This window comes from Jatrophihabitans sp., assembly GCF_036389215.1.
In the GTDB taxonomy this organism is placed as follows: domain Bacteria; phylum Actinomycetota; class Actinomycetes; order Mycobacteriales; family Jatrophihabitantaceae; genus Jatrophihabitans_A.
The window spans coordinates 1-8,623 of the sequence record NZ_DASVQG010000244.1 but is presented as its reverse complement, the minus strand read 5'-3'; the positions used below and the strand labels follow the sequence as shown (position 1 = coordinate 8,623).

The following is an 8,623-nucleotide window of genomic DNA, read 5'->3' as shown; positions in this document are numbered from 1 at the left end:
GCGTGCCGTTCATGGTCGAGGGCCAGCGGTTGAGCCGCAACGCCGCCGGCGCGGTGCTGCTGTTCAGCGTGCTGCTGGCCATTGTGATCGGGCCGCCGATCGGTTACCTGATCGGCCGGCATCCGGTGACCAGGGTGCCGCTGGCGATCGGGACCAGCCTGGTGACCGTGCTCGGCTGGTACGCGGTGCTGGCCGCGTTCTCCGATCCGATGCCGCACTGGCTGCTGGTGGCGCTGGTGCTGGTGACCGCCACCGGCGGGCCGGTGTCCTCGATCGGGTTCGCGCTGGCACGCGACTACAACGGCCCGGCGATCGTCGGCACCGCGACCGGGGTGGTCAACGTCGCCGGGTTCGTGGCCTCGATCGTGGCCTGCCTGAGCCTGGGCTGGACCCTGGACCTGCTGGGATCGACGACCCTGGGCAGCTACCGGCTCGCCTTCGCGGTGGCGGTCACCGTGCAGGCCGTGGGACTGCTGCAGATGGTGCGCTGGTGGCTGCGGGCCCGGCAATGGGCGCTGCATACCTTGGAGCTGGGCAGGCCGGTTCCGGTTCCGGTCGTGCGGCACCGCTGGGATCTGGGCACCGGCGATAGGGTCGAGTCATGACCCAACAGACCGGAAGTGTCGCGATCGTCGGTGGTTACGTCGTCCCCATCGAGGGCCCGCCACTGCCCGACGGCACGGTGCTGATCGAGGACGGTGTCATCACCGCGGTCGGCGCCGGGCTGGAGGTGGCCGACGGCGTCGAGGTCGTCGACGCCAGCGGCAAGTGGGTGCTGCCGGGCTTCATCGACGCCCATGCCCACGTCGGCGTGTGGGAGGAGGGCGAGGGCTGGGCCGGCGCGGACGTCAACGAGATGACCGACCCGAACGGCGCCCGGCTGCGTGCCCTGGATGCGATCAACCCTGCCGACGAGGGCTTCCGCGACGCCCTGGCCGGGGGGATCACCTCGTGCGTGGTGAAGCCCGGCAGCGGGAACCCGATCGGTGGCCAGACGGTCGCCATCAAGACCTGGGGCCGGATGGTGGACGAGATGGTGATCAAGTCACCGGCCAGCGTGAAGAGTGCCCTGGGCGAGAACCCGAAGCGGACCTACGGCGACAAGGACAAGCTGCCCTCGACCAGGCTCGGGGTCACCGCGGTGATCCGGGACGAGTTGACCAAGGCCCAGGACTACCAGGCCAGGCGCGACGCGACGCTGGCCAAGAACGAGCCGTTCGAGCGCAACCCGTCCTCGGAGGTGCTGGTCCGGGTGCTGCAGGGCGAGCTGCCCTGGTGCCAGCACACCCACCGCGCCGACGACATCGCCACCGCCATCCGGCTGGCCGACGAGTTCGGCTACCGGCTGGTGATCAACCACGCCACCGAGGCCTACCTGCTGGCCGACGTGATCGCCGAGCGGGGCATCCCGTGCATCGTGGGGCCGCTGTTCCACACCAGGAGCAAGGTCGAGGTGCGCAACCGCAGCCTGGCCACCGCCGGCAAGCTGGCCAACGCCGGGGTCACGGTGGCGCTGACCACCGACCATCCGGTGGTCGCGATCGACTTCCTGGTGCACCAGGCGACCTTCGCGGTCCGGGAGGGGATGTCCCGCGAGGACGCGCTGCGCTCCATCACCATCAACCCGGCCAGCATCCTCGGCTTCGCCGACCGGGTCGGCTCGCTGGTCGCGGGCAAGGACGGCGACGTGGTGATCTGGTCCGGTGACCCGCTGGACGTGCTGCAGCGCGCCGAGCGGGTGTTCGTCTCCGGGCACGAGGTGTACCGCTACGCCGACGGCCGGCGAGTCGTCACCAACCCCTACCGGACCGGCTAGCGTTCACCGGGCCCCGACCCCTCCGCGGACAGCGAGGTGGCTGAAGGGCGCTATGAGCCCAGCGCGGGAATCGAGTTCTGCCTGATCGCGTCGGCGTACCAGCGTGCCGAGGCTTTCGGGATCCGGGCCAGCGAGTCGTAGTCGACGTACACGATGCCGAAGCGCTTGGAGTACCCCCAGGCCCACTCGAAGTTGTCCAGCAACGACCACAGGTAGTACCCGCGGACGTCGGCGCCGGCCTGGATGGCCGCGTGCACGGCGGCCAGGTGCCGGTGGACGTAGTCGACCCGGTCGGCGTCGTGCACCTGGCCGTCCGCCGTCACGACGTCGTCGAAGGCGGCCCCGTTCTCGGTGACCACCATCGCGACGCCGGGATAGTCCCGGTGCACCCGCAGCAGCAACTCGGTGAGGGCCTCGGGCACGATCGGCCAGCCCATCCCGGTGTGCGGGCCGGGCATCGGGATCGCGTAGGCCAGGTCGGTGCCCGGCCACTGGCTCGGCCCGCCGGTGCCCTCCGGATCGTTCTGCCACCGGCCGGCAAGCTGGCCGCGTAACTGCTCGGTGGCGGCCGCGATGGTGGTCGGGTTGTAGAAGTTGACCCCGAGCGAGTCGATCGGCGCCGCGATCTCGGCCAGGTCGCCGTCGGCGAGGAAGGCCCAGTCGGACAGGTGCTTGGTCTCGGTCAGCAACTCCTGCGGATAGCTGCCGCGCAGGATCGGGTCCAGGAAGATCCGGTTGGCGATCCGGTCGACGTGCTCGGCCGCGGCCAGGTCCGCCTCGCTGTCACTGGCGGGGTAGAGGTGGGCCAGGTTGAGCGTTATCGACAGCTCTGCCGCGGTGACCGAGCGCAACGCGCTGACCGCTCGGCCGTGCGCGAGGTTCAGATGGTGGGCGGCGGTCAGCGCCGCGTGCCGGTCGGTCTCGCCGGGGGCGTGCACGCCGGAGGCGTAGCCCAGGAACGCTGAGCAGAACGGCTCGTTCAACGTGGTGAAACCGGGCACCCGGTCACCCAGCGCCGCTGCCACCGCGACGGCGTACTCCACGAAGCGATCGACGGTATCCCGGTTGGTCCAGCCGCCCCGCACCTGCAGCGCCTGCGGCAGGTCCCAGTGGTAGAGGGTCAGCAGCGGCGTGATGCCACGCTCCAGCAGGCCATCCACCAGCCGCTGGTAGAAGTCCAGGCCGGCGTGGTTCACCGGCCCGGAGCCGCCCGGGATCACCCGCGGCCAGGACACCGAGAACCGGTAGGAGGGCAGTCCCAGCGCCGCCATCAGGTCCAGGTCCTCGGTCATCCGGTGGTAGTGGTCGCAGGCCACCTCGCCGGTGTCGCCGTTGCGGACCTTGCCCGGCACCTGGCAGAACACGTCCCAGATGCTCGGCAGCCGGCCGTCGGTGTGGGCGGCGCCCTCGATCTGGTACGCGGCGGTGGCCGATCCCCAGACGAAGTTCCGCGGAAAGGAGAGGCGGTCGGTCATCGGCTGTTCGGTCATCGGCTGTTCGGTCATCCTTTGACGGCTCCTTGCATGATTCCGCCGACAATCTGCCTGCCCAGCAGGGCAAAGACGATCAGCACCGGGACGGTGCCGTAGAGGGTGCCGGCCATGATGATGGACTGCTCCGGGGCGTACCCGGTTGCCAGGCTCTGGAAGGAGACCTGCACGGTGGGGTTCTGCGAGCTGAGCGCGATCAGCGGCCAGAAGAAGTCGTTCCACGCGGTGAGGAAGGTCAGCATCGCCAGCACCGACATGGCCGGCCGGGCGGCGGGCACCACGATCGACCGGAAGATCCGGAACGTCCCGGCGCCGTCGACATAACCGGCCTCGATCAGCTCGTCGGGGACCGCGCTGGCGATGTACTGGCGCATGAAGAACACGCCGAAGGCGGTGACCACCGTCGGCAGGATGACCGCCTGCAGGTGATTGGCGAAACCGAACTTCGCCATCAACATGTAGAGCGGGATGATGCCCATCTGCATCGGCACCATCATCGTTGCGATGCAGATGCCCAGCAGCACGTTGTTGCCCCGGAACCGCAGCTTGGCAAAGGCGAAACCCGCCAGCGTGCAGAACGCGACGGTGCCCAGCGTCACGCAGCCGGCGACGATCAGGGAGTTGATCAGCCCCTTGTTCAGCGGGGCGAGCTCCAACGCTTTGCGAACGTTGTCGATCAGCGAGCCGCTGGGCAGCAGCGGGGGAGTGCTGGCAGCCATCTCGGCGTTGGTGTGCGAGGCCATCACGATCGTGTAGTACAGCGGGAAGACCGACAGGAACGTGACCAGGATCAGGATCAGGTACGTGACGGGGCCGGCCTGCATCGGCTTGCCCCGGGTGGCCCTGCCGCGTGCCGGAGCCGACCGGACCAGCGCCTGCTCCGGCGGCTGGGCGGCCGAGGCGGGGTGCTGCACGGTGCTGGTCATCGAGTCACCTCCAGCGAGGCCACCGGAGCGGTCAGTGGCGCCACCGCACCGATCTTGCGCTCCCGCCGCCGTGACAGCGACAGGTTCAGCAGCACGGCGAGCACGATGATGGCGAACATCGTCCAGGCCGTGGCCGAGGCCAGCCCCAACCGGTCGTTCGCCCAGCCCTGCTGGTACATCAGCAGGCCGAGCGTCTGGTACTGCCCGGAGGTGCCGCCGTTGGGTATGCCGTTGTGGTAGAGCAGCGGCTCGCCGAACAGCTGAGCGGCGCCGATGGTGGAGACCACGATGGTGAACAGGATCGTCGGGCGCAGGCCCGGCAGCGTGACGTTGCGGAACTGCTGCCAGCGGTTGGCGCCGTCGATGGCGGCCGCCTCGTACAGGGCCGAGTCGATGGCCTGCATGCCTGCCAGGTAGATCAGCGCGTTGTAGCCGGTCCAGCGCCAGGTGATGATCGCCGAGATCGCCACCTGGCTCGGCCACTTCGAGCCCTGCCAGTCCGGCTGCGGCAGGTGCAGCACGTGCAGTCCCCAGTTGACGATGCCCAGGTTCTGGTCGAACAGCTCGAGGAAGATCACGGTGGCCGCGGCCAGGCTGGTCGCGTAGGGCATCAGCATCGCCACCCGGAAGAACGTCCGGCCGCGCAGTTTGTAGTTGAGCAGGTGGGCGATGCCCAGGGCCATGCACAGCTGCGGAACGGTGGAGATGATGCCGATCGTGACGGTGTTGCGCAGCGCGTTCCAGAAGAAGGTGTTGGAGAACAGGTTGCGGTAGTTCTCCAGGCCCACCCAGGTCTGCTTGTCGTAGGTGGTGAGCCTGACGTTGTGCAGCGAGACCCAGGCGGTATCCAGCCACGGATAGACGCTGAACGCCGCGAACACCAGGAAGAACGGCGCGATGTAGGCATAGGCCGCCTTGCTGCCGGGCCGGGCCCGGCGCCGCCCCGCCCGCTTGACGGTGGCGGACCGGCGCTGTCCCGGAGGTCGCCCGGGCGGGTTCCCGGGCCGGAGGGCTGTCTCGCTGCTGGCGGACATGTCACCACTTTCTGCTGTGCGGAACCCGAGTCTCAGCCGGTCACCTGCTCGACCGCTTTGAGCGCGTCATTGAAGGCCTTGCCAGGATCGGCGCCCTTGGTCTCGACGTTGGTCAGCTGCTGGGTGAACGCCGTCTGCATCTGGGTGTCGTAGAGCCCGATCGGCGGGATCTTCATCTTGTCGGAGATGTCGCCGAAGATCTGCCCGACCGGAGCGTTGCTGAAGTAGGCGCTCTTGGCACCCTTGACCGCCGGGTCCTCAGCGGCCTGCTGGTTGGACGGCCAGTGACCGCCCTCGGTCCACATCGTGACCTCCTGCTCCTTGCTGGTCAGCCATTCCACCAACGCGATGGCTTCCTTCTGGTGCTTGGAGGCCTTCGGCACCCCGAGCCAGGAACCACCCCAGTTGGTCGCGCCACCGGGCAGCACCGGGGCCACGCTCCACTTGCCCGAACCCGCCGCGCCGGCCTGGCTCTGGATGTAGCCCATCATCCAGGTCGGGCAGGCGATGGTCGCGAACGTCCCGCTGGAGAACGCCTTGTTCCACGGCGGCGAGAACTGCGAGAGCCCCGCGGTGATCTTGGCCTGGGCGGCCTCGGTGGCGTACTTCCAGGCGTTCTTCACCCCGTCGCTGCCGGTCGGGTCGGGCTTGCCGCTGGCGTCGTTGTAGGCCTCATTGCCCTGGTAGACGGCGGTGCTGAAGATGCTGGCGGCGCTGTCGACGAAGTTGCTGCCGGCCTGCTTGGTCGGTGAGCTCTCGTACTGCTTGCCGAAGTTGATGTAGTCCTCCCAGCTCGACCACTTGGTCGCCAGGGTGGCGCCGTCGGAAGGCAGGCCGGCCTTCTGCAGCAGGTCCGGGCGATAGCAGATGGCCTCGGGGCCGGCGTCGGTGCCCAGGCCCACGGTCTTGCCGTCGGCGCTGGCCTGCTGCCACTTCCAGTCGTAGAACGAGGACTTCAACTGGTTGCCCTCGGGCAGCGCGGCGAAGTCGACGAACTGGTTGGCATGGTTCTGCACGACATCGGAGACGAAGCCGATCTCGATCCCCTGGACGTCGTCCAGGCCGCTGCCGGAGGCCAGCCGGGTCTTGAGCCGCGTCCAGTAGTCCCCGGACTGCTCGACGGTGTCCTCCTTGATGGTGATGTTCGGGTGCTGCTTCATGTAGGCGTCGTAGAGACCGGCCTCCTTGAAGCCGAACGTGCCGAACAGCCCGACCGACAGCGTCACCTTGGCGTTGGAGTCGGCGTTGGAGTTGGCGGCCGAGTCCGACTTCTTGTCGGACGAGCAACCTGCCGCCCCGGCCAAGCCGAGAGCGGCGACCGCCACCGCGCTGGCAACGCGGGTGGTGGTGCGAGACATCCTGGGCATGAATCCTCCTGATGGGACGACCGGTTGGCGGTGCCGCCGGGCGGGTGCGGAACGGATCGGCGCCTCGGTAGGTTATGAGAGCGCTCTCATGAGGCGAGAATGCGGGACTCCGCCAGCGCTGTCAAGCATCCGGCAAAGATTGCAACCCAATTTGTTGTTACCGAGGCGAAATTGATCGACCCTTGTCCGAAACCTGGTATTAGCGCTCAGGCGGTGAGCCGGCGGATCAGCTCGACCGGCAGGACGGTCCGCAACGGCGCGGGCTCACCGGTGATCCGCTGGAGCAGCCGGGTCGCCATCGCGCGGCCCATGTCGGTGATCGGCTGCCGGATCGTGGTCAGCGCCGGATGCGCCAGTTCGGCGTCGCCGATGTCGTCGAAGCCGACCACCGCGACATCGTCGAAGATCCGCCGGCCGGCCGCCTCGATAGCGCGCATCGCCCCGATCGCGGTCAGGTCCGAGGCGGCGAACACCGCGTCGATGTCGGGGTGGGCGGCCAGCAACTCGGTCATCGCGTGCTGGCCGCTGGTGATGCTGAACTGGCCGTGGCCGACCAGGCTGCTGTCGAATCGCCGGCCAGCCGTCTTCAGCGCCGCCCGGTAGCCGGCCAGCCGGTCCTGGCCGGCGCACATGTCCAACGGGCCGGTGATGGTGGCAATCCTTCGCCGGCCGGCCGTCAGCAGGTAGTCGGTCGCCATCCGGGCGCCGCCGGCATTGTCCGAGTCGACGAAGTAGAGGTGGTCACCGCCCACCAGTGGTCGCCCGCTGAGCACCGCCGGTACCGAGTGCGATTCCAACTCCTCGGGCAGCTGGTCACGGCCGTGCAGGGACAGCACCAGCACGCCGTCGACGTGGCCGCCGGCAGCGTAGTGCAGGAACCGGCGGTGCTCGTCCGCGGTCGAGGCCACCGTGAACACCAACTGCAGGCCGGCCGCGGCGATGACGGTCTGGGCGGCGCGCAGCATGCCGAGGAAGAAGGGGTCTGAGAACAACCGGTCCTCGGTCTCGGCGACCAGGAACGCCACCGAGTCGCTGCGGCCGGTGACCAGCGACCGGGCGGCCCGGTTCGGGGCGTAGGAGATGTCCTCGGCGGCAGTCAGCACGGCGGTGCGGGCCTGCTCGCTGACATTGCTGGCTCCCCGCAGCACCCGACTCGCGGTGGCCCGTGACACCCCAGCCCGAGCCGCCACCTCTTCGAGGGTGGGCAGGTTGCGGCCCCCCGACGTGGGCGGTGGAGGCGACGTGCTCGCCGAATTCATAGACGAAGTTTGGCACGGCCCGATAACGCATTAGTGGCGACGGTGCGTTTCTGCCGACAGCCAGTAACCGAGCCAGTACGCTGCGCTAGATTTCACAAACTTACAGAGGGCACACATGAAGCGATCGCGGTTCGTTGTCCCGGCGGTCGTCACCGCCACCGTCGTGGGTTGCCTGGGCATCGGCCCGCTCGGCACCGCGGCGACCGCGGGGCCGGCCGCGGCCACGGTGACCGCGAAGGCCCCCGTCCGCGCCCAGCTGAAACATTCACCGGTGGCGATCCCCGCCGGCCGCTGGGCCGCGGGTTCGCCGCGGGTGGCCGAGGTGCGCCGCCACCAGGCCGCCCCGGCCCGTCCGGCCATAGCGCACCTGGCGCCGCAGCTGAACCGGCTCGCCGGCGTCCCCGGCTCGCCGCTGGTCAACTCCGGCGTGCGGCTGGAAGGCGACGGCAGCGTCGAGGTGACCGTCACCGGCCCGGCCGCCCTGGCCGCGGCCAAGGCAGTGGGTGCCCGGACGCTGGCCAGCTTCGCGGGCTCCACCACCGTGGCCCTCGCCCCGGGCAAGCTGCGCAGCCTGGCCGGCCAGCCCGGTGTCAGCAAGGTCGCCCCGGCCGTCCGGGCGCAGCCGCAGAGCACCAGTGAGGGGGTCGCGGCCTCCGGCGCCCAGAGTTGGGCGCAGACCGGCGATGTCGGCAACGGCGGCGCCGGCGTCAAGGTCGGCATCGTCGACCTCG

The 8,623-nt window shown here is 69.3% G+C and carries 7 protein-coding genes and 1 pseudogene; 3 read left to right on the top strand and 5 right to left on the bottom strand.

Annotation, left to right across the window (positions count from 1 at the left end; translation table 11 throughout):
• Both VF542_RS13580 and VF542_RS13575 read left to right on the top strand, forming a co-directional pair.
• Positions 1 to 605: MFS transporter (locus VF542_RS13580; RefSeq protein ID WP_408652240.1), on the top strand; the 605-nt coding region annotated here is incomplete at its 5' end.
• Positions 602 to 1,816, top strand: a complete 1,215-nt coding sequence (locus VF542_RS13575) for an amidohydrolase (RefSeq protein ID WP_408652239.1) — start codon at positions 602 to 604, stop codon at positions 1,814 to 1,816. The genes VF542_RS13580 and VF542_RS13575, both read left to right, overlap by 4 nt.
• A gap of 50 nt (positions 1,817 to 1,866) precedes the next feature.
• On the opposite strand, the gene VF542_RS13570 is transcribed toward VF542_RS13575, so the two are convergent.
• The 5 genes from VF542_RS13570 to VF542_RS13550 all read right to left on the bottom strand — a co-directional run bounded on the left by VF542_RS13570 (position 1,867) and on the right by VF542_RS13550 (position 7,892).
• On the bottom strand, positions 1,867 to 3,321 hold the full coding sequence (locus VF542_RS13570; protein WP_408652238.1) for a glycoside hydrolase family 1 protein: 1,455 nt from the start codon (positions 3,319 to 3,321) through the stop codon (positions 1,867 to 1,869).
• Positions 3,318 to 4,232 (bottom strand): carbohydrate ABC transporter permease, encoded by a 915-nt coding sequence (locus tag VF542_RS13565; protein ID WP_408652237.1) that lies wholly within the window; start codon positions 4,230 to 4,232, stop codon positions 3,318 to 3,320. The genes VF542_RS13570 and VF542_RS13565 overlap by 4 nt, the downstream gene beginning before the upstream one ends.
• Positions 4,229 to 5,266 (bottom strand): carbohydrate ABC transporter permease, encoded by a 1,038-nt coding sequence (locus VF542_RS13560; protein ID WP_408652236.1) that lies wholly within the window; start codon positions 5,264 to 5,266, stop codon positions 4,229 to 4,231. Before VF542_RS13560 ends, VF542_RS13565 begins: the two co-directional genes overlap by 4 nt.
• A 32-nt stretch (positions 5,267 to 5,298) precedes the next feature.
• A complete protein-coding gene (locus tag VF542_RS13555) occupies positions 5,299 to 6,633 on the bottom strand; it encodes an ABC transporter substrate-binding protein (RefSeq protein ID WP_408652235.1) in 1,335 nt (444 codons plus the stop codon).
• Between the two features lie 206 nt (positions 6,634 to 6,839).
• Entirely contained in the window at positions 6,840 to 7,892 is a 1,053-nt protein-coding gene (locus VF542_RS13550; protein WP_408652234.1) for a LacI family DNA-binding transcriptional regulator, read from the bottom strand.
• A gap of 115 nt (positions 7,893 to 8,007) precedes the next feature.
• On the opposite strand from VF542_RS13550, the pseudogene VF542_RS13545 reads away from it, so the two are divergent.
• A pseudogene (locus VF542_RS13545) lies at positions 8,008 to 8,623 on the top strand (hypothetical protein); the annotation flags it as partial.

Excerpts from the sequence above, each read along its gene's own strand:
- VF542_RS13555 (WP_408652235.1), bottom strand. The coding sequence starts at position 6,633 with ATGCCCAGGATGTCTCGCACCACCACCCGCGTTGCCAGCGCGGTGGCG.
- VF542_RS13565 (WP_408652237.1), bottom strand. The coding sequence starts at position 4,232 with ATGACCAGCACCGTGCAGCACCCCGCCTCGGCCGCCCAGCCGCCGGAG.
- VF542_RS13570 (WP_408652238.1), bottom strand. The coding sequence starts at position 3,321 with ATGACCGAACAGCCGATGACCGAACAGCCGATGACCGACCGCCTCTCC.
- VF542_RS13560 (WP_408652236.1), bottom strand. The coding sequence starts at position 5,266 with ATGTCCGCCAGCAGCGAGACAGCCCTCCGGCCCGGGAACCCGCCCGGG.
- VF542_RS13550 (WP_408652234.1), bottom strand. The coding sequence starts at position 7,892 with ATGAATTCGGCGAGCACGTCGCCTCCACCGCCCACGTCGGGGGGCCGC.
- VF542_RS13575 (WP_408652239.1), top strand. The coding sequence starts at position 602 with ATGACCCAACAGACCGGAAGTGTCGCGATCGTCGGTGGTTACGTCGTC.